At 59.3% G+C, this 17,615-nt stretch carries 20 protein-coding genes and 1 tRNA gene; 12 read left to right on the top strand and 9 right to left on the bottom strand.

What is annotated here, in order from left to right; all coding sequences use genetic code 11:
* Nucleotides 1–5 precede the first annotated feature (5 nt).
* Both ABFT80_RS21905 and ABFT80_RS21900 read left to right on the top strand, forming a co-directional pair.
* Nucleotides 6–434 carry a secondary thiamine-phosphate synthase enzyme YjbQ gene (locus tag ABFT80_RS21905; protein ID WP_347974087.1) on the top strand — a complete coding sequence of 143 codons (429 nt, stop codon included), beginning with the start codon at nucleotides 6–8 and terminating at the stop codon, nucleotides 432–434.
* Nucleotides 435–530: 96 nt separating this feature from the next.
* Nucleotides 531–815 carry an HlyU family transcriptional regulator gene (locus ABFT80_RS21900; protein ID WP_347974086.1) on the top strand — a complete coding sequence of 95 codons (285 nt, stop codon included), beginning with the start codon at nucleotides 531–533 and terminating at the stop codon, nucleotides 813–815.
* Between the two features lie 3 nt (nucleotides 816–818).
* On the opposite strand, the gene ABFT80_RS21895 is transcribed toward ABFT80_RS21900, so the two are convergent.
* On the bottom strand, nucleotides 819–1,463 hold the full coding sequence (locus ABFT80_RS21895; RefSeq protein ID WP_347974085.1) for a cytochrome c oxidase assembly factor Coa1 family protein: 645 nt from the start codon (nucleotides 1,461–1,463) through the stop codon (nucleotides 819–821).
* Nucleotides 1,464–1,525: 62 nt separating this feature from the next.
* On the bottom strand, nucleotides 1,526–2,134 hold the full coding sequence (locus ABFT80_RS21890) for a TetR/AcrR family transcriptional regulator (RefSeq protein WP_347974084.1): 609 nt from the start codon (nucleotides 2,132–2,134) through the stop codon (nucleotides 1,526–1,528).
* Nucleotides 2,135–2,202: 68 nt separating this feature from the next.
* Here ABFT80_RS21890 and ABFT80_RS21885 point away from each other — a divergent pair, with 68 nt between their 5' ends.
* The 4 genes from ABFT80_RS21885 to ABFT80_RS21870 all read left to right on the top strand — a co-directional run bounded on the left by ABFT80_RS21885 (nucleotide 2,203) and on the right by ABFT80_RS21870 (nucleotide 5,388).
* Nucleotides 2,203–2,616, top strand: a complete 414-nt coding sequence (locus ABFT80_RS21885; RefSeq protein ID WP_347974083.1) for a VOC family protein — start codon at nucleotides 2,203–2,205, stop codon at nucleotides 2,614–2,616.
* A 75-nt stretch (nucleotides 2,617–2,691) separates the two neighbouring features.
* The gene (locus tag ABFT80_RS21880; RefSeq protein WP_347974082.1) at nucleotides 2,692–2,940 is read left to right on the top strand and encodes a hypothetical protein; all 249 of its coding nucleotides are present in this window, start codon (nucleotides 2,692–2,694) and stop codon (nucleotides 2,938–2,940) included.
* Nucleotides 2,941–3,261: 321 nt separating this feature from the next.
* Nucleotides 3,262–4,482, top strand: coding sequence for a chromate efflux transporter (gene chrA / locus ABFT80_RS21875; protein WP_347974269.1), 1,221 nt, complete (start codon nucleotides 3,262–3,264; stop codon nucleotides 4,480–4,482).
* A gap of 39 nt (nucleotides 4,483–4,521) precedes the next feature.
* Nucleotides 4,522–5,388: an SDR family oxidoreductase gene (locus tag ABFT80_RS21870; RefSeq protein ID WP_347974081.1), complete on the top strand. Its 867-nt coding sequence runs from the start codon at nucleotides 4,522–4,524 to the stop codon at nucleotides 5,386–5,388.
* A gap of 335 nt (nucleotides 5,389–5,723) precedes the next feature.
* Here the strand turns inward: ABFT80_RS21870 and ABFT80_RS21865 are convergent, their stop codons facing one another.
* Nucleotides 5,724–7,670 carry an OmpA family protein gene (locus tag ABFT80_RS21865; protein ID WP_347974080.1) on the bottom strand — a complete coding sequence of 649 codons (1,947 nt, stop codon included), beginning with the start codon at nucleotides 7,668–7,670 and terminating at the stop codon, nucleotides 5,724–5,726.
* Nucleotides 7,671–7,855: 185 nt separating this feature from the next.
* Between ABFT80_RS21865 and ABFT80_RS21860 the strand changes: the two genes are divergently transcribed.
* Both ABFT80_RS21860 and ABFT80_RS21855 read left to right on the top strand, forming a co-directional pair.
* Entirely contained in the window at nucleotides 7,856–8,302 is a 447-nt protein-coding gene (locus ABFT80_RS21860) for a YcgN family cysteine cluster protein (RefSeq protein ID WP_347974268.1), read from the top strand.
* A 141-nt stretch (nucleotides 8,303–8,443) separates the two neighbouring features.
* A complete protein-coding gene (locus ABFT80_RS21855) occupies nucleotides 8,444–8,815 on the top strand; it encodes a hypothetical protein (RefSeq protein ID WP_347974079.1) in 372 nt (123 codons plus the stop codon).
* Nucleotides 8,816–8,882: 67 nt separating this feature from the next.
* On the opposite strand, the gene ABFT80_RS21850 is transcribed toward ABFT80_RS21855, so the two are convergent.
* On the bottom strand, nucleotides 8,883–9,596 hold the full coding sequence (locus tag ABFT80_RS21850; protein ID WP_347974078.1) for an SIMPL domain-containing protein: 714 nt from the start codon (nucleotides 9,594–9,596) through the stop codon (nucleotides 8,883–8,885).
* Nucleotides 9,597–9,827: 231 nt separating this feature from the next.
* Here ABFT80_RS21850 and ABFT80_RS21845 point away from each other — a divergent pair.
* Nucleotides 9,828–9,903, top strand: a tRNA-Ile gene (locus tag ABFT80_RS21845).
* Between the two features lie 85 nt (nucleotides 9,904–9,988).
* On the opposite strand, the gene ABFT80_RS21840 is transcribed toward ABFT80_RS21845, so the two are convergent.
* Nucleotides 9,989–10,246: a hypothetical protein gene (locus ABFT80_RS21840; RefSeq protein WP_347974077.1), complete on the bottom strand. Its 258-nt coding sequence runs from the start codon at nucleotides 10,244–10,246 to the stop codon at nucleotides 9,989–9,991.
* 173 nt (nucleotides 10,247–10,419) lie between these two features.
* Between ABFT80_RS21840 and ABFT80_RS21835 the strand changes: the two genes are divergently transcribed.
* The gene (locus tag ABFT80_RS21835) at nucleotides 10,420–10,932 is read left to right on the top strand and encodes a DUF3833 family protein (RefSeq protein WP_347974076.1); all 513 of its coding nucleotides are present in this window, start codon (nucleotides 10,420–10,422) and stop codon (nucleotides 10,930–10,932) included.
* A 27-nt stretch (nucleotides 10,933–10,959) separates the two neighbouring features.
* Here the strand turns inward: ABFT80_RS21835 and ABFT80_RS21830 are convergent, their stop codons facing one another.
* The 4 genes from ABFT80_RS21830 to modA form a co-directional block, all read right to left on the bottom strand.
* The gene (locus tag ABFT80_RS21830; RefSeq protein ID WP_347974075.1) at nucleotides 10,960–11,196 is read right to left on the bottom strand and encodes a hypothetical protein; all 237 of its coding nucleotides are present in this window, start codon (nucleotides 11,194–11,196) and stop codon (nucleotides 10,960–10,962) included.
* 63 nt (nucleotides 11,197–11,259) lie between these two features.
* Complete coding sequence (gene modC, locus ABFT80_RS21825) at nucleotides 11,260–12,360, bottom strand: molybdenum ABC transporter ATP-binding protein (RefSeq protein ID WP_347974074.1); 1,101 nt, start codon at nucleotides 12,358–12,360, stop codon at nucleotides 11,260–11,262.
* A complete protein-coding gene (modB, locus tag ABFT80_RS21820; RefSeq protein ID WP_347974073.1) occupies nucleotides 12,357–13,058 on the bottom strand; it encodes a molybdate ABC transporter permease subunit in 702 nt (233 codons plus the stop codon). The genes modC and modB overlap by 4 nt, the downstream gene beginning before the upstream one ends.
* A gap of 14 nt (nucleotides 13,059–13,072) precedes the next feature.
* On the bottom strand, nucleotides 13,073–13,873 hold the full coding sequence (gene modA / locus ABFT80_RS21815) for a molybdate ABC transporter substrate-binding protein (protein ID WP_347974072.1): 801 nt from the start codon (nucleotides 13,871–13,873) through the stop codon (nucleotides 13,073–13,075).
* Between the two features lie 287 nt (nucleotides 13,874–14,160).
* On the opposite strand from modA, the gene ABFT80_RS21810 reads away from it, so the two are divergent.
* Both ABFT80_RS21810 and ABFT80_RS21805 read left to right on the top strand, forming a co-directional pair.
* Nucleotides 14,161–15,552 (top strand): sigma-54-dependent transcriptional regulator, encoded by a 1,392-nt coding sequence (locus tag ABFT80_RS21810; RefSeq protein WP_347974071.1) that lies wholly within the window; start codon nucleotides 14,161–14,163, stop codon nucleotides 15,550–15,552.
* The gene (locus tag ABFT80_RS21805; protein WP_347974070.1) at nucleotides 15,545–17,566 is read left to right on the top strand and encodes a sensor histidine kinase; all 2,022 of its coding nucleotides are present in this window, start codon (nucleotides 15,545–15,547) and stop codon (nucleotides 17,564–17,566) included. The genes ABFT80_RS21810 and ABFT80_RS21805 overlap by 8 nt, the downstream gene beginning before the upstream one ends.
* Nucleotides 17,567–17,615: the final 49 nt, after the last annotated feature.

The raw sequence follows: 17,615 nt of genomic DNA, 5'->3' as shown, positions 1-17,615 counted from the left end.
TCCGTATGGCTCATCATACGGATAGATTTACGATCACGACGTCCGGTCAGGGGCTCTATGAGTTCACCGACCGGGCGTCGTCTTTCGTTTCGGATGCGGGCATCGATACCGGTTTACTGACGGTGTTCGTGCGGCACACCTCCTGTTCGCTGCTCATTCAGGAAAATGCGGACCCGGATGTGCGGCGCGATCTGGACGCGTTTTTCCGCAGACTGGTGCCATCAGCCGATGATCCTTCGATGGATTATCTGGTTCACCGGATGGAAGGCGCGGACGATATGCCAGCGCATATCAAGTCCGCATTGACTGCCGTTTCCATCTCCATTCCGGTCATTGATGGACATTTGGCGCTGGGTACCTGGCAGGGAATTTATCTTTTCGAGCATCGCGACCGCCCGCACAGGCGCGAAATCGTGCTGCATCTTGGGGCATAATCCCAAAAAAATCGCGAAAACCGGCCTGATTTTTCGAACTTATTCGTTTAAGTTTGCGAGAAAATACGCCCAGAGTCAGTACAGTTGGAGGCCTTCATGTCATTTCTGAAACGATTGTTCGGTGGCGGCGACGCGCCGAAGGCCGAGGCACCGGCGGGCAAGGAAATCGAGCATAACGGATTTCAGATCAAGGCGACGCCCTTCAACGAAGGCGGCCAGTTCCAGACCTGCGGTGTCGTGTCAAAAGAAATAGACGGCGTTGTAAAGGAACACAAATTCATCCGCGCAGACCGGTTTGCCGGCCTGGACGATGCAATCGAAGTCTCGCTCAACAAGGGCAAGCAGCTCGTAAACGAGCAGGGCGACCGCCTGTTTCAGTAAAAACTAAATCCCGATCGCGCTGTTGGGCACGGGCAGATTGTCCTTGTTTATCAGCACGATGGGTGCGTCTGAGCCGTCCACCCTTACGATAAGGACGCGCATATCCCAATTTCCGCCGGTACGAATGGCGACGGCGATGGCGTTGCCTTCACCCTTGTCGCCTTTCAGCGGAATGCCGAGTTGTGCCTGACCCGTACCGCCCGCCTGAACCTCGACCTTTCCGCTGACCCAGAATGAGCTGTCAATGTTGTCGCCGAGCGCGTTCTGCACTTCCGGGTTGGCGCGCAGGGTTTCCATGCTGATCTGATAGGCTTCGCTGCTTTTCATCGCAAAGGGTACGCTGATGATCGTAGCGACTGCGCCGCCGATGACCACTATCCATACAATCAGACCGGCAATGGCCCATCTGCGCTGGGTTTTGCGAAAATGCTCCGCGTCACGCCAGTAGCGGTTTTGCCAAGCCCAGCGGCTGCCGCGCAGGCCGAGCACGATCATGACGATGATGTTGACGATCGGAATGAACGCCAGAAGCGCGATGAATGTGCTGTTGCCGATGCCCCAGATCCAGTTGAGGAAGAATGCTCCCCAATTCCATCGATCGAGCTCCTGAGGGATTTCGGCAGGGGTATTCAGCGCTTCGCGTGCCATTCTCTACTCCGGGCAGTGTAAAGTCTGCCATAACACAGACCAGCTTCGCATATTCAAACGTTTTATGAAGCCGCAGGTTGATTTGTCATCAGCCCGTCGATGATACCAGTCAGCACTTCCATATGCTCGTTGGTCGATGCGCCAGCATCGATTGCAAGCGCTGCCCGGTCGAAAGCCGATGACAGGAGGGCGGTCAGCGCATCTAGCGGGAGCTTCTTCATCGCGCCTTCGCGCATGGCGATTGCCAGACCGGCACGCAGGGTGCGTGCGCCGTGACGTGCATCGATCTCATCCATGGCCGCACGGCCCAGCACCGCAGGCCCATCCAGCAAAAGCAGCCTGATACGGCCGGGCTGGCGCATTGCCTTCAGAAATGCCTCGCTGCCCTGCAACAGAGCTTCGCGAGCCGATAGAGTTTCCGGGCTGGATTGCTCGATTTCTTCCGCAACGGCTTTCGCTTCCTGCTCAACGACGGTTTTGAACAACGCCTGCTTGTCGGGGAAGTGGTGATAGAGCGCTCCGCGTGTCACGCCTGCGGCGGCGACGATCTCCGGCGTGCCGGTTTCCGCATAGGATTTTTCCGTGAAAAGCCGCCGTGCCGCCGCAAGAAGATCGGCGCGGGTGGTTTCAGTGCGTTCGCGATTGGAGCGACGCGTATTTTCCATTTGCATACATGCAGCCTGTATGTTAATTCAATATACATGCAGACTGTATGTTTATTTGGGAAGGAAGGGAAGTCATGAAAACGACCAGCTACTATCCGGTGATCCAGACCGACAAGGTTTCGGAAACGGCAGATTTCTACATCCGGCATTTCCGCTTCAAGGCGCTGTTTGAAAGCGACTGGTATTTTCATCTGCAGTCGAGCGAGGACAAGCGCGTCAATCTCGGCATCGTGCAATTCGATCATGAGACGATCCCGGAAGTAGCGCGAGGCAAGACGGCATCCGGCTTCATCATCAACTTCGAGGTCGCCGACACTGATGTCATCTATGAGAGGGTAAGCGCTGCCGGATTGCCGATCCTGCTGCCACTGCGCGACGAGGCGTTCGGCCAGCGCCATTTCATCACCGCCGATCCGAATGGCGTTCTGATCGATGTGATCAAGCCGATACCGCCGAGTGCGGAGTTTCAGGCGCAATATCTGTCCTGAAGTGATGATCTGATTCAAATGCCGCGCCGAACGCATTCAATTCGCAGGCGTTTCCCTGATTGTCGATGTGCTGCCATGAATCTGTGGCAGCACATGATTTCGAAAATCGAGGATGCAAAGATGCAGGCACGAGGAATTATCACCGCGATCGCACTTTCCGCCGCAACATTGCCGATGGCCGGTTGCGCGGCTGGCGTTTCAGGCACTGTGGTCGGGGTTCGAAGCGACGCGACCACCACCAGTACCAGCGGTCGTTCGGGAAGCGTGACGGCTGGAACCGGTGGCGTGGATGTGCGCCGCTCGCGGGTTGATGCGGTTTATTAGAGTGGCCTGTTTTGATGGAATCGCGATGCACCCCCCTCTGCCCTGCCGGGCATCTCCCCCTCAAGGGTGGAGATTGGCTGACACAGCGCTCGGCTTTTATTCTGCAACGTTAGCGATTGGTGCCGCGCGTTCATGACAAGATAATCTCCACCCTTGAGGGGGAGATGCCCGGCAGGGCAGAGGGGGGTGCTGTCCCGCCTACGTTTCTATTTGAAACGAAGCGCTCCAGATTTCGCAAGACTGTCGCAAAAGCCGGTTAAGGCTTGACGCAGAGGGGCTTTCGCGGAATGGCGATCAGCTTAACGATCTGCGAGCGCCAGCCTGAACACACAGCCGACCCCAGAGCCAAGTGAAGCCGCTACGGGATCTGTCCCGGAGGTCTTTGCGGCGTTTTTCAAACTGGGCCTGACCTCGTTCGGCGGGCCGCTCGCCCATATCGGCTATTTTCGCGATGCCTTCGTTCTGCGCAGGAAATGGCTGGACGAGGATGCTTATGCCGATCTCGTTTCGCTCTGCCAGTTTCTTCCCGGTCCGGCTTCCAGCCAGGTCGGCTTCCTGATCGGGGTGGGGCGTACCGGTGGCCTCGCCGGCGGCATTGCTGCCTGGATCGCGTTTACGCTGCCCTCCGTGCTGCTGCTGTTGGCTTTCGCCTATGGCGCGGCGAGTTTCGATGGGCCGATTGCGGAAGGTGTTCTACACGGTCTCAAACTCGTGGCCGTTGCAGTGGTTGCGCAGGCGATATGGGGCATGGCCAGAACACTGACGCCGGATGCGACCCGCATTGCAATTGCCATTGTGGCACTGGCGATCGTGCTGCTTGCTGGCGCGGCCATTGGACAATTGTCGGCCATTGCGCTTGGCGCTCTTGCAGGCGTGGTGCTTTGCCGGAAAGGCGTTGAACCGAAGCCGGGCGGCTTGATGTTTTCGGTTTCGCGAAGGGCAGGCGTGACGGCCCTTTCGCTGTTCGCGGCTATTTTCGTTGCGGGGCCGTTGCTCGCCGCTACCGGCTTTCATGCTTTTGCGATGTTCGATGCGTTCTACCGGTCCGGTGCGCTTGTCTTTGGCGGCGGCCATGTCGTGCTGCCTTTGCTGGAAGCGAGCGTCGTCTCGCCGGGTTGGGTTTCGCAGGAGGCGTTTCTCGCCGGATATGGCGTTGCGCAGGCCGTGCCTGGCCCACTGTTCAGCATAGCGGCCTATATGGGCGCATTGTCTGCGCCCTGGCCGAATGGCTTGGCAGGGGCGGTTATTGCGGTCTTTGCGATATTCCTCCCCGGCTTTTTGCTTGCCTATGGCGTATTGCCCTTCTGGAGCGCGTTGCGTAGCCGTGCAAATGCGCAGGCGGCAATGCGCGGCGCGAATGCTGCCGTCGTCGGGCTGCTGGCCGCAGCTTTCTACGATCCGGTCTGGACGAGTGCAGTTCTGACGCCGCTCGACTTCGTGCTGGCACTCATCGCCTTTGCCATGCTGGTTTGGCTCAAATGGCCGTCATGGTCTGCAGTGGTTTTTCTGGTTGTTGCCGTACCGCTTGCGGTGGCTTTCTGAAAAAACCAATGTAGCCTCTCCGTAAAAGAGGAGGGCAGAATGTCACTTAAAGGGAAAACGCTTTTCATTTCCGGCGGTTCACGCGGCATCGGTCTGGCGATTGCATTGCGGGCAGCCCGCGACGGCGCGAATGTGACCATCGCTGCCAAGACCGCTGAGCCCCATCCTAAACTTCCGGGCACGATCTATACGGCTGCGGCTGAAATCGAAAAGGCAGGCGGAAAGGCGCTGGCCGTTCTCTGCGATATTCGTGACGAGGAACAGTCACGTGCTGCCGTCGACAAGACTGTCGAGACGTTTGGCGGGATCGATATCTGCATCAACAATGCCAGCGCGATCCAGCTCACCGACACGCTCGAAACGGATATGAAACGCTACGATCTGATGCATCAGGTCAATACGCGTGGGACGTTCCTGATCTCGAAATTATGTATTCCGCATCTGCTGTTGGCGCAAAACCCTCACATTTTGAATCTGGCGCCGCCGCTCGACATGGAGGCCAAATGGTTCAAGGGCCATGTGGCCTACACGATGGCGAAGTTCGGCATGTCGATGTGCACGCTGGGCATGAGTGCGGAGTTTGCCAAGGAGGGCGTGGCGGTGAACTCGCTGTGGCCGTTGACGGCGATAGATACCGCCGCCGTGCGCAATGTTCTGGGCGGGGATACGGTGGCTGCCATGACGCGCCTGCCGACGATCATGGCGGATGCGGCCTATGAGATACTCACGCGGCCTTCGCGGGAGACGACGGGCAATTTCTTCATCGACGAGCAGGTGCTGCGCGAGGCAGGCGTTACCGATTTCAAGCAATATTCGCCGGATGTCTCCGGGCCGCTGGCCGCGGACTTCTTTGTACCGGATGCGGCGTTCGAGGCGAGCGATACGAAGGTTGTGGGGTTTTTGTAGTCCACGGCGCCCATAAAAAAGACCCGGCCACTGGAGGTGGACCGGGTCATTTTGCCTTCAATCCCGATATTCGGGATGGGGCAGGGAACTGAATTCGATACCAAGGTGGTGGTTTCATCGTCTCGATTCAACAGCCGATGGGCGTGATCGCGAAACTGTGAACGTCCAAACAATCTCTCAAAGTGATTCACATCGCTCCAATAACGTCTTGAACGCAAAAAGGTTTCCGAGACTGCTTGCAAATTCGCCCTGCCGGCCATCTGCCGCGGCAGGGCGAATTATCAAACCGTCTCTCAGGCCGGCCACGAAATGTGGCCAGCCTGAATTTCGACCGTTTACTTGGCGCTGGCGATCGGAGCCACCAGCGGGGTGATGCGCCGGATTGCGACGCGACGGTTTTCACGCTCCGGCGATTGCGTCCTGATTTTCAGGTAGGTTTCGCCATAGCCCTGCGTTGCGAGGTTTTCCGGCGGGATGCCGAACACGTTGGTCAGCGCATCTGCCACCGCTTCGGCGCGCCTGTCCGAGAGCGCCAGATTGGCGACATCGGAACCGACCGCATCGGTGTGACCTTCGATGAGGAAGGTTTCCGCAGGGTTCTTCTGCATCATCTTCTCCATCGCATTCGCCACGCCTTCCAGCCTCTGGATTTCGCTTTCGGCAATCGACGCCGAACCAAATTCGAAGGTCAGCGTGTCGAGATCGACGCGGCGGGTCATGTCGCGAACACGGGCCGAACGCTTGACCTCATCGACCGAGTAGAGGCGCTGGACGCGCTCGACCGGGGGCTGGTCGAGGAAGGTGTAGTACATTTCCGGGTCGTCCACGCGCTCGGCGTCGAGAATGTAGTCCTCGGCCGAGATGTCGACACGAAGCGGCGGCAGGTCGAGGCCCGGATCGCGCCAGTCACGGCCACGGTCGTAATTGTCCTCGTCCACGTAGAAGAGCACATATTCCTGATCGTCCGGCATGATGCGCGAACGACGGATCACATCGCCATATTCATCGCGAATGGTGACGACACGCGTGCCGTCCTCTCGTTCGATCGTCTCGCGTGTGCGGCCGCGCGGAAGGTCTTCGTAATAGACGTCGCGTGCGCCGCGTGTCATACGGGGACGCTCGTTGCTCTGCACGATGACCTGATTGTTGATCTGGATGATCGTACGGTCGCCGACTTCGCGGACGACTTCAGCATTGCGTGGCCGCTCGCGGCGGAACGGCGCATCGGGCGCGCGCTCAACCCGCACACCTTCTTCCGAAAGCACGCGCTGGATTTCGGCTGGCCGCACGAGATCGATCTGCGCGGAGCCGTCATCTGCTGGCGGTGCAACCGGTTCTGCAGCGGGTGCTTGCTGTGCCGGCTGTTGCGGCTGGCTTCCGTCAGCCGGTGCGGGTGCGGCCGGTGCTGGCTGCGGCTCGCTTTTCTGGCTGTCGAAAATGGGCGCAGCACTGCCATCGTTCACCGGCGGAGCCTGTTCTGCAGGTTGCTGTGCTGCACCATCTGCCGGTGCAGGAGCATCGGGTGCTGCAGGCTCACCGGGTTGAGGCGCGGGCGCTTCGCCGGATGGTGCCGCCGGTGCCGAGGGATCGGCAGGAGCGGGCTGTTCCGCCTCTGGTGCTGCCGGTTCTTCCTGCGAAGGCGCGGCAGGGGCTTCTCCTGCTGGCTGCTCTGGAGCGGGAGCCGGGGCTTCAGGTACAGGTGCGGGTTCTTCAGCCGGTGCGGGAGCAGGCTCTTCCGCTGGAGCCTCTGGCTCGGGAGCTTCCTGCGCAGGCTGCTCAGGTTCCGGGGCCGCCGGTGTATCGACGGGCGGCGGGGCAGTTTCCGGTTCTGGAGCAGGCTCAGGTGCTGGCTGTTCTGCCTGTGGCTCGGGCGCCGGCTGTTCAACGTCGGGAGCGGGCTCTGGTGCCGGGTCGGGCTGCGGAGCGGGTTCTTCAACCTGCGGTTCCGGGGCCTGGGCAGGTTCTTCGACCTCAGGCGCGGGGGCGGCTTCCGGTTCAGGCTCGGGCTGTGGTTCGGGTTGCGGCTGCGGTGCAGGTTCTTCGGCCGCGGGAGGCGCTTCTTCCGCCGGTGCCTGCTGTTCCTGCTGCCTGCGCAGTTCTTCTTCCGTCTGTTCTCCCTCCGCCTGTGCGAGGATCAGCGGACGCGCTTCATTGTTTGCCGGTACGCCGCGCGCTTGCACAGCCATGTCGATGCCGAAGGGCTGAGCATTGGCGCCGAGTGGCGCGGATGCCATCAGCAGGCCAAGTGCCGTCCCTGCCAGAATACTGGTTTGGCGTTTCATACGGTCGTCTCCTGTCTGTGTCCCTTGGCTTCAAAAATAGACTAGTCACGAATTTGTTCCGGCGCGGCCTGTATTAGGGCCGCCATGTGGCAATCCTCCGGCTACTTTAGGTCACAGGCGGCTGAACGCAGCCTGAATGGGCCAAAATGCTTGACGACAGGCACATAGCGGGCCACATGCGGGCGATGGAAATGCCGTTCTGGAAGACCACGAAGCTCGAAGCGATGACCCCTGTCGAATGGGAATCGCTGTGCGACGGCTGCGGCAAATGCTGCCTTTCCAAGCTGGAAGACGAAGATACCGGCGATATTTACTGGACGAGCGTCGGCTGCCGCCTGTTCGATGGCGATACCTGCCGTTGCAGCGATTATGAAAACAGGCTTGCGCGCGTTTCCGATTGTGTCGGTCTGACGCCGGAAAACGTTCACACGATAAGCTGGCTGCCAAACACCTGCGCCTACAGGCTGATTTCGGAGGGCCACGACCTTTACTGGTGGCATCCGCTGGTTTCAGGCAGCCCGGAGACGGTGCATGAGGCGGGCATTTCCATGCGCGGACGCATCACCGCGCATGAGGATGATCTTGCCGAGCCTGACGAATATTTCGACCATATGCTCGCTGACGAGCCATAGGACTTGCGGGCGACATGAATTGGCCGAATTTCGAATGAACTGAATATGAATGGCGGGTTCGTAATCCGTTCAGCGAGCTTGCTGCATTGTCTGCACATCACTTCGGCGACGAAGGATCGATGTCAACAAGGAGACATGTTCATGTTCAAATCTCTCAAAGCCGTTGCCTTTTCAGCGCTCATCGGTCTGGGCGCACTGGCAGCAATGCCCGCCACTGCAAGTGCTGAAGGCGTCTATTTCAATCTCGGAAACCGGTCGGGCGCAGGTGTCGAATTCGTCGATCACCGTGACGGCTATCGCCATCATCGTCAGCGCCCTGGCCGCGGCTGGGATCGTCCGCGCGGCTGCTCTGCAGAACGCGCCGTCAACAAGGCCGAGCGCATGGGTCTGCGCCGCGCGCGTGTCGCCGGCATGAACCGCAACTCCATTCGCGTTACCGGCCGCAAATGGGGTGAGCGCATGACCATCGTCTATGCCCGTGCGCCGGGCTGCCCGATCATCGGCGGCCGCTAATTCCAACTGAAAAGAAAAAGCCCCGGAAGGTGACTTCCGGGGCTTTTTTCATGCTTGAGCTGGTATCTTATTTCAGCTCGAAAGTGACGTTGACCTGCACCTTGTAAGAGTTTTCGCCAGCCTGGATCGGCACTGCATCCGCAGCCTCGAAAGCACGCGCCTTCTGCATCATCGGCATGGGCGGCGACGAGAATGCCTGGTCGGAAATTTCCAGAACCTTGCCAAGTTCAACGCCTGCAGCCTCGGCCAACGTCTTGGCCTTTGCAATCGCATCCTGAACGGCGAGCTTGCGTGCCTCGGTCATCGCTGCCGAGGGGTCGTCATTGGCGAAGGATACGCCGCCGCCCTGATTGACGCCGAGCGAAACCGACTTGTCCAGAATTTCACCGGTTTTGGCGATGTCGCGCACGCGTACCGACAGCGTGTTCGTTGCCTGATAGGCGACGAGTTCGGCATCCTGCGTGCCATCGGGCTTGTTGGTGTAGTTGTAGCGCGGCGTGATCTGGATGCTCGACGTCTGCAAGTCGCGATCTTCGATGTTCGACGCCTTCATTGCAGAAATCACGGCCGCCATCGCGTCGTTGTTGGCGGTCAGCGCCTCGCGGGCGGTCTTGGCCTCGCGCATGACGCTCAGCGAAAGCAGCGCCAGATCGGGCTCGACCGACTTTTCGCCTTCGCCGGTTACGATAATGCGCGGCGGCGGGTTCTGGTCTGCGAAGGCCGCAGCGGTTGGAAGTGTCATCGCGGCGGCGAGCGCTAGCGGCAAATAGGCTTTGGTCATGAAATTCTCCGTCTTGCAGCCCGTGCGGCTGTCGCCTCTCTAAAATAACGGCTTTCGCGGAAGGGTTGCAACGATTCGTCGCTTTTCATCCGAAAGAACCCGGCGAGGTCATTAAACAACCTCACCGTGTCGAGCGATATTCGTGGATTATGTGCGGATTTGGGCAGCGGCAAATTCCTTTTGCCGGAGACCCTTGTGTCCGCCGAAAAAAGCCACTATCCAGCCCGCGTGGGGCCTGTAGCTCAATGGTTAGAGCCGGCGGCTCATAACCGCTTGGTTGGGGGTTCGAGTCCCTCCGGGCCCACCATTGGCTTTTCAGCCATTTATCAATCGCTGCTGCGATTTCTTTCGGACTCCGGCCCGTGGTCCACAGCTATCACCACTATACGTGTCTAATCACCCGATGCGTAAAGCAATGCGATGTCGCGCTGATAAAGCTCACAGGCCGGGGCTTCAGATTTCACGACTGCACGCCTTGCCTCCAGGATCACCAAACATCCGTTTTCAAAACTGTATATCCGGTCCCCGCCGGGTGAACGGTGCTGCTTGGGCACCTCGTCCTGTGGTCGATCGCCAGTGGTGGGTGTAGACTCTGTTACAACGCAGGCGGTCAGAAGCGGCAACGCTATCGGGATAAAATACAGTTTCATTGGTAGTGCTCCTTTATTTCGAAAACGAAGCATGGCCGTTTAGGTTCAGTCGTTTCGAAGCGGATTGTTACCGTCGTGCACAAACGGTCGACTCCACCTGCTTTGGAAAGAAATGGCATGATCCGGCTCGGTCCCAGCTGCGTATAATAGCCATGTTAACCGAGGTGCCCGCCATGCGTTTTTCTCCAGCAGTAGCAGCAGGGCTCGCCCTTACAGCCTTGATTGTCGCGGCTCCGGCAATGGCGCGCGATTTCGTGCTTGAAAAGTATTTCGCGGGAAAGTCACGCGCGGTTGGCAGCTTCAGCGCGATCAATGGTGCCAACAATAGCTTCGACGTGGATCTGACCGGTAAGTGGAACGGCAAGGTCCTGACGCTACGGGAAGATTTCATCTATGCCGATGGCAAGCGCGACACGAAGACCTGGCGCTTCACGAAGCTGACCGAAAACACCTATAGCGGGACGCGCGAGGACGTGGTCGGCGAGACGCTGGTGACTGTCAAAGGCGACACCGCGAAATTCACCTACCTCGTTTATCTGAGCCCGGAAGAGAAAAAGAACCTCGTGCGTTTTCACGACACGATGGTTCTCAAGGATGATGGCACGGTGCTCAACAACGCCTGGGTCACGAAATTCGGTTTCCCGGTTGCGAAGACGAAAGTCGAGTTCACCCGCTCGAAAAAATAGGCGAGGGCGCGCCTCGCCTTTGGAGGCTCAAAGCGTTGCGGCACCCTTCGGGCTGTCTTCGGCACCGAGCTTTTCGAGAGCCAGCCGTACCTCGCGCAGATCCGCCTCAAGGCCGTCATCGGCATTCATAGGGCTTTCGGATGCCGCGCGCTGCAGGCCGCGCACTTCTACTTCCAGTTCGCGAAGCTGCATCACCTTGGCGTCGTCGGACAGCGAGCCGTCGTTCAGGATTTCGATTACTTTTTGTTCGTTTGCCGAGGGCATTTTTTTCTCCGCGTTATTATCAAGCGAAGAACGGGGAGTTCGCAGCTTCGTTCCGGCATTCGTTCAATATTGCATGCCGAGTGCTGCGGATGCTCCATCGAAGCTGACGGTTTTCACAACCGCGAAAACCGGTTTTCCGACGGCAAGATCCAGCGCGTGAACCGATTGGCGCGTGATGCGGGCGACGATTTTCTGGCCGTTGCAATCGATGCCGACATCGGCCAGTGCGCCTTCGCCCGAACCGATAGTGCTGATCGTGCCTGAAAGTATATTGAGGGCGCTGAGGCCATGCGGACGCTCGGTCGCGATCATCACGTCACGCGCTCTGACGCGCACCCTGACGGTGCGACCGAGTGCCGTCGCACTGCCGGGAACGCGGATTTCACCTGCCGCCGAGCGCAGCACGGTCATGCCGAAATGCTCGTCGCGCTCCGCGACATTCATATCGAGAATGGAGCCGCCTTCGCCGCGTTCCTCCTCCGGCAGCAAATCCAATCGTTGAACGATGTCGGAAGCGGGACCGGAGGCGACACATTTTCCTTCCGACAGCACAACGATGTCGGTCGCGAGGCGAGACACTTCGGCCATCGAGTGGCTGACATAGACGACAGGAATGCGCGTCTCGTCGCGCAGCCTTTCGATATAGGGCATGATTTCGGCCTTGCGCGCATCGTCGAGCGCGGCCAGCGGTTCGTCCATCAGGATGAGCTTGGGGCTTGCCACCAGCGCCCGCCCGATTGCCACACGCTGCTTTTCGCCGCCCGAAAGATGGCTCGGACGCCGCTCCAGAAGATGGCCGATGCCGAGCAGTTCGATGACCTGTTCGAAAGAGGCGTAGCGCTCGCCCGTTGGAGTGAACCAGCGACCGTAGCGCAGATTCTGGCTAACCGTCATATGCGGGAAAAGCCGCGCATCCTGAAAGACATAGCCGATGCGGCGCTTGTGCTTGGGTAGAAACACATTCGCCTTGGTGTCCACCAGAACGCGGCCATCAATGGCGATACGGCCCTTTTCAGGTCGCATCAACCCGCCGATCAGATTGATGAGCGTCGTTTTTCCCGAGCCGGAAGGCCCGAACAAGGCAGTCAGCCGACCGCTGCTTTGAAAGGCGGCGTTCAGCGCGAATTTCCCCTGAAGGTGATCGATTGCGACTTCGAGGGTCATTCGACGTCCATCCGCTTGCCGACGCGACGCGCCAGCACTTCCGAGGCGACGAGTGCTGCCATGGCGATGGCGATGGAAACGAGGGTAAGGCGCATTGCGCCTGCATCGCCGCCGGGTACTTGCGTGAAAGTGTAGATGGCGGACGGCAAGGTCTGCGTCTCGCCGGGAATGTTGGAAACGAATGTGATGGTTGCGCCGAACTCGCCCATCGCCTTTGCAAAGGACAGGATCATGCCTGCGATGATGCCGGGCAGGATGAGGGGCAGGGTGATCGTCGCGAAAACCCAGACCGGATTTGCACCCAGCGTTCCGGCTGCCGCTTCCAGTTTTCGATCGACCGCCTCGATGGAAAGCCGGATTGCGCGCACCATGAGCGGAAAGCCCATGATGCCGCAGGCAAGGGCAGCGCCCGTCCAGCGAAACGAAAAGACGATGCCGAAATTTTCCGCCAGAAATGCGCCGATCGGCCCGCGCCGCCCGAAGCTCAAAAGCAGCAGATAGCCTGTGACCACCGGCGGCAGGATGAGCGGAAGATGCACGATGCCATTGAGGATCGACTTCCCCCAAAAACGCCCGCGCGCCAGAAGAAGCGCGATCGCGATGCCCGGCGGGAGGCTCGCGATCATCGCCCAGATGGAGACTTTTATGGAGAGTTGGACCGCAGTCCACTCGTCCGGACTAAGGTCCAACCACTGCATGCTTCAGACCGACCTTATTTGGTTGGCGCGAGCACGGTGAAGCCCTGCGCTTCGAAGAGTTCCTTGGCCTTGGCCGACTGAAGGTAGGTCACGAAATCCGCAGCACCCTCGTTCTTCGAATCCGCCGTCACGCCGACAGGGTAGATGATCGGATCGTGCGAGTCTTCGGGGAATATTCCGACCACTTTCACTTCCGGTTCTGCTACCGCGTCGGTCTCGTAGACGATGCCGAGCGGCGCTTCGCCGGTTGAAACCAGCTTGAGGGCGGCACGCACATTTTCAGCCTGTGCGACCTTGCCTTCGACGGAGGACCATACGCCGAGCTTTTCAAGCGAAGCCTTGCCGTATTTGCCTGCCGGCACCGCCTTCACATCGCCCATTGCGAGCCTGCCGTCGCCCAGTAGCCCTGCGAGGTCGAAGTTCGGTGCGATGGTGATTTCGTCTTTCGAATCCGCAGGTGCGACCAGCACGATGCGGTTTCCGAGCAGCTTCAATTCGGTGTCCGCTTTGATCAGGTTCTTATCCGCCAGATACTTCATCCAGTCGAGATCGGCGGAGATGAACACGTCTGCCGGGGCGCCTTCCTCGATCTGCTTGGCAAGCGCGGAGCTCGACGCATAGGAAACGGTTGCCTGCTTGCCTGCATCGGCCTGCCAGGCGGTGTTGATGTTGTCCAAGGCGTTTTTGAGGCTCGCTGCGGCGAAGACCGTGACGTTTTCCTGAGCCTGCGATGTCGCGACGCCAGCCATAAGCATGGCGGCCAGACCGGCGGCGGTTGTGGCGATGCGCAATCCGAAAATTCTGCGTGAAATCATGATGTCACTCCCTCTGCAAACGGCAATCGTGCCGAAACCCTTCAATAGCGATATATCCGCTTGAATATAACAAGGGAAGCGCAGAGCGATAGAAATTCTTGCGTGAGGTGCGTTAAGCGCAGCGATGCGCAACATCCCGATGCATGTGATGAAACATAACGTGTTGCCATGCGCTTATGCCGGTCGGACATTTTGTCCAGAATGCGCGTCTACCTTGTTTGGGAATCCGGGATTGTCCGGTATTGATTGAACGGAATTGCAAATATTTCCAATGGGGTAGAGTCTGCATGACCGCCGACGCGATGCGAAAAGCCGCCGACGTGCCGCGCGATCCGGAATTCGGGCCGTGGCTGGCGCAGGCGTCGATCCTCGTTGTCGATGACGAACCCGGCATGCGCAACTTTCTGGTCAAGACGCTCGGTCCGCGCTGCAAGCGGCTCGAAGAGGCTGCCGACACGGAAGAGGCGACGCGCAAGCTCGACGCGCATCATTTCGATGTCGTGATCCTCGACAACATCATGCCCGGCAAAAGTGGCGTCGACTGGCTGACCGAGCAGCGCGCTATCGGCTTCTTCGCGGACGCGATCCTGATGACCGCCTATGCCGATCTCGAAACCGCGATCCGCGCCTTGCGCGCCGGTGCGGTGGATTTCGTGCTGAAACCGTTCCGTTCCAACCAGATACTCAACGCGGTCGCGCGCTGTCTCGACCGGATCAGACTGCAGCGCGAAAATTACGTGCTGCGCTATGAGCTGCGCTCGACGTCCGACCACATATTGCTGCGTGACAAGCTGATCGGCGAATCCGCCGCCATCCGGCAGGTGCGCGATACGATTGCGCGGGTCGCACCTTTGCCGACTTCCGTTCTGATCACCGGCCAATCCGGCACCGGCAAGGAAGTCGCGGCGCGTTCGCTGCATTCGCTTTCGGATCGTGCGGACAAGCCCTTCGTGCCGATCAATTGCGCCGCCATCCCGCCCGATATGATCGAAAGCGAGCTTTTCGGCCATCTGAAAGGCGCCTTCACAGGTGCTGGCGCGGCGCGCGAAGGCCTGTTCATGCATGCACAGGGCGGCACGCTGTTCCTTGATGAAATCGGCGAGTTGCCGCCTGCCACACAAAGCAAATTGCTGCGGGTGATCGAGGATCGGCGTGTGCGGCCGGTCGGTTCGGAACGCGAGGTTCCGGTCGATCTGCGCCTGATTTTCGCGACGAATGCCGACCTCGAAAAGCAGGTCGAGGAGGGGCATTTCCGCGCCGATTTGTTCTATCGTATCAATGTCATGCAGCTTCATCTGCCGCCGCTGCGTGAGCGCGACAATGACGTGCAGGATCTGGCCACGCTGTTCATGCGCAAGCTATCGCAGCAATTGGGCATGCCGCCGGTGCTGATCGATGCGCAGGCGCGCGCCGCACTTTCACGCTACGATTGGCCTGGAAACGTGCGCGAATTGCGCAATCTCATCGAGCGCTCGCTTATTCTTGGGCGTTTTCCGGTCGATTTCGGGAATCAGCGGGGCGTCGAGTCTGCAACTTCCGCATTAAGCCTCGACGAGGTCGAGCGCCGGCATATTCTGGGTACGCTGGAGCAAACCGGGGGAAACCGCGACGAGGCGGCGCGCAGGCTGGGCGTCTCGCGCAAGACAATCGACCGCAAATGCGCGTTGTGGAATGTCTGAAGCGGGCGCGAACCAGCCTGTTTTGAAACGCGGCTGGTCCGTTCGTGTGCGGCTTCTGGCCATCGCGCTGTTGCCGACGCTGGTCATCCTGCCGCTGCTTCTCGGCGTTACCATGTATCGCTGGAGCGCGAAGTTCGATTCCCTTCTGATCTCGAAGGTAAACGGCGATCTGACCATCGCACACCAGTATCTTTCACGGCTTCTCGAAGCATCCGGCGAGCATGTGTTTGCACTTGGCGCTTCTTCGGAATTCCGCGATACTTTGGGCGCGGGTACGCCTGCCGCGCTCGCCAATTATCTGGAGCGCAGCCGCCAGAATCTGGGCCTCGATTTCCTGTTTATGGTCGATCGTCAGGGCAGGATTTCTGCCTCCGCGCCATTTCGCGCTGGCCAGACCCGCACCGACTGGCCGGTCATTGGCAGCGCATTGGCGGGTACATCATCGACAGCGATGGATCTTTTTTCCAATGACGAACTGCAAGCAATTGCGCCTGTGCTTGCAGAGCGTGCACGGCTTGAACTCGTGCCGACGCCCAATGCCGTGCCGACCGCGCAGGACACTGAAACGCGGGGCATGGTCGTGCATTCGGCAAGTCCGGTTACACTGGCCGATGGTAGCAAGGCGGCGCTGGTCGGCGGCATATTGCTCAACCAGAATCTGGTTTTCATCGATACGATCAACGATCTCGTCTATCGCGAGGCGAGCCTTCCCGAAGGCAGCCAAGGCACCGCGACGCTGTTCCTCGACGATGTTCGCATAAGTACGAATGTGCGCTTGTTCGAGGGACGCCGTGCGCTTGGCACGCGGGTTTCAGGCGCTGTCCGCGCTGCGGTTCTGGATGAGGGTAAGGTGTGGCTCGACCGCGCTTTCGTCGTCAACGATTGGTATGTCTCCGCTTACGAACCAATTACCGACAGTTTCGGCAAGCGCGTTGGCATGCTCTATGTCGGCTTTCTGGAAGCACCGTTCAAAACGGCGAAATACGAGACGTGGCTGACAATTGCGTTCGCGTTTCTCGTCGTGACTGCGATCAGCGTGCCGATTTTCCTGCGCTGGGCGCGCGGCATTTTCAAGCCGCTTGAAAACATGGCTGGCACCATCACCAAGGTCGAAAGCGGCGATCTCGGCGCCCGAACCGGGGTCACGCGGGCGCATGACGAGGTTGGCCGGGTCGCGCTTCACCTCGATGGGCTGCTCGACCGGTTGCAGCAGCGCGACCGGGAACTTCGCGAATGGAACGAGGAACTCAATCGACGGGTCGAGGAGCGAACGCATGAACTTCAAATGGCGAACCATCAGCTCGAAGCGACGACAAAACAGCTCATAATGTCCGAAAAGCTGGCGGCAATCGGCGAAATCACCGCTGGTGTCGCGCATGAAATGAACAATCCGATCGCCGTCATGCAGGGAAATCTGGAAGTCGTGCGCAGCCTGCTTGGCGAACAAACGGAAGTCGCGCGCACTGAATTCCGGCTGATCGACGAGCAAATTCATCGCATCAGCCAGATCGTCACCAAGCTTCTGCAATTCGCGAAGCCGGAGGAATATGCCGGGTATGTCGAACGCCACAGCGCGCCGGAGGTGATTTCGGACTGCCTGCCGCTCGTTCAGCATCTGATGAACCGGGCGCAAATCGAACTGGTGCGCGACGACCGCGCGACGCGCCTCGTGCTGATGAACCGCACGGAATTGCAGCAGGTGCTGGTCAATCTGATCGTCAATGCAATTCACGCGATGCCGGATGGCGGCACGCTGACATTGCGCGACTTCGATCAGGATCTGGATGGCCGCGCCGGTCTGGTGATCGAGATTGCAGATACCGGTGTCGGCATGAGCGAGGAGATCATTGCGAAGGTGTTCGATCCGTTCTTCACGACCAAGCGGCGCGAAGGTACCGGGCTTGGCCTGTCGATCAGCCAGACACTCGTCACGCGTCAGGGCGGCAAGATTTCACTGGAAAGCGCACCTGGAAAAGGCACCACGTTCTCGATCTGGCTGCCGGAGGCGAGTTAGGTGGGGCCTGTTTTGATGCAATCGCGAGGCACCCCCCTCTGCCCTGCCG

This window comes from Foliimonas ilicis, assembly GCF_039939195.1.
GTDB classification, from domain to species: Bacteria; Pseudomonadota; Alphaproteobacteria; order Rhizobiales; family Rhizobiaceae; genus Foliimonas; species Foliimonas ilicis.
This window is presented reverse-complemented; position numbering and strand designations above follow the sequence as displayed.